The organism is Komagataeibacter kakiaceti JCM 25156 (assembly GCF_000613305.1).
Genome location: NZ_BAIO01000490.1, coordinates 1 through 1,737, shown reverse-complemented (window position 1 = coordinate 1,737; position 1,737 = coordinate 1). Strand labels below are relative to the sequence as shown.

Below are 1,737 nucleotides of genomic sequence, written 5' to 3'. Positions count from 1 at the left end.
CCCGCATCGCGCAGCATGACGGGGGGTGATGTCCAGTGCCGCCATTTCCGCCACCAGCGCGCCGCGCCCCTCCCCCGACCAGCCGAGGCCGAAGGCCGCGATGGTCTCATCCGTCAGGCCACGGTTGCGCAGATAGGCCAGCCCCTCGCGCTTCGGCTGGTAGAGCCTGCGCTGCCAGGACTGCTGGACGGCCTCCAGCACGTCACCCAGCGTGCGGGCGCGTTCGGCCTGCTCGCGCCGCACGGGGTCGGGCTTTGGCATTTCCATGCCGGCGGCGGTGGCCAGTTCCTCCACCGCCTCGGGGAAGGAGCGGCCCTCGCTCTGCATGACGAAGGTGATGACATCCCCATGCGCCTGGCAGCCGAAGCAGTGATAATGGTCGTCATAGACATAGAACGAGGGCGTCTTTTCCCCGTGGAAGGGGCAGCACCCCTTCCAGTTCCGTCCCGAGCGCGCCAGTTTCGTCCGCCGCCCGATAATCGGGGCGATGGGCGTGCGGGCGCGCAGTTCATCCAGGAACGCGGGGTCAAGCGCCATCGGCCAGTCTCTCCGGCGTCGGTTATACCGAAAGCTGCGCGCGCACGACAGCGCTCGCGCGTGACGGGTCGAGTGCCGCGCCAAACTGTTCCTTCAGCGCGGCCATGACCTTGCCCATGTCCTTCATGGACAGGGCGTCCGTGCGGGTGATCGCCTCACGCACCGCCGCTCGATGGTGGCGTCATCCAGATCGGGGGGGAGATAGCCACGGACGATCGCGATTTCCGCTTCTTCCTTCTGCGCCAGTTCGGGGCGGCCGCCCTTGATGTACAGCGCCGCCGATTCCGTACGTGACTTGACCATGCCGCGCAGCATGGAAATCACGGCTTCGTCGCTGACCTGATCGTCACCCTTCGCCCGCCCGGCGATATCGACATCCTTCAGTTTTGCGGTGATCATGCGGATGGTGCCGACCTTTTCGCTCTGGCCCGCCTTCATGGCGGCTTTCAGGTCATCCGTGAAACGTGCGCGCAGGGACATGACTGTCAACTCCTCTGCCCGGCGGGGGCACAGCGCCCCTTTCTGCCGGGAATAATTTTCCCATGGTCCTGACGTGCCGATGTGTGGGAATTTTCTTCCCAATCGGGCAGGACGCTGTTAGGCAATACTCCCGGAAGGGACATCATCCAATGCCGATGACGATAGAAAGTATTATCGAACGCCTCGGCGGCGCCGAACAGGCTGCGCGCCTGACCGGTGTCAGCACCGAGGCCATTCGCAAATGGCGGCAGGCGCGCGCCATACCGCCCAAGCACTGGACAACCGTGCTGCGCGAGACCGGCCTGTCACTGTCCGACCTGCAACCCGCCACAGAATCCGACCGACCGGAGCCCCCGATGAGCACGCCAAACCCGCCCGCACCGGCCGACAGGCCCAAAGCCGCGACAGCGGCCCTGATCCTGGCCGATGGCACCGTCCTGTGGGGGCGTGGATTCGGCGCGTATGGCACGGATGCGGCCATTGGCGAGATCTGTTTTTCCACCGGCATGACCGGGTATCAGGAAACGCTGACCGATCCGTCATTCGCGGGGCAGATCATCACCTTCACCTTCCCCCATATCGGCAATACCGGCACCACGCCGGAAGATGATGAAGCCGCCCGCGTATGCGCCCGCGCGCTGGTGGTGAAGGAAGACCTGACCGCGCCCGCCAACTGGCGCGCGACCGAGTCGCTCGATGCGTGGCTGAAGGCGCGCGGCA

At 65.6% G+C, this 1,737-nt stretch carries 2 protein-coding genes and 1 pseudogene; 1 reads left to right on the top strand and 2 read right to left on the bottom strand.

All coding sequences use genetic code 11. The features are described from left to right. The coding region (locus JCM25156_RS27180; RefSeq protein WP_025813839.1) for a CHC2 zinc finger domain-containing protein at nucleotides 1-537 on the bottom strand (537 nt) is incomplete at its 3' end. 22 nt (nucleotides 538-559) lie between these two features. Beyond that, nucleotides 560-1,017, bottom strand: a pseudogene (locus tag JCM25156_RS25260) (GatB/YqeY domain-containing protein). A 149-nt stretch (nucleotides 1,018-1,166) separates the two neighbouring features. On the opposite strand from JCM25156_RS25260, the gene JCM25156_RS15740 reads away from it, so the two are divergent. Then, nucleotides 1,167-1,737: carbamoyl-phosphate synthase domain-containing protein (locus JCM25156_RS15740; protein ID WP_025813838.1), on the top strand; the 571-nt coding region annotated here is incomplete at its 3' end.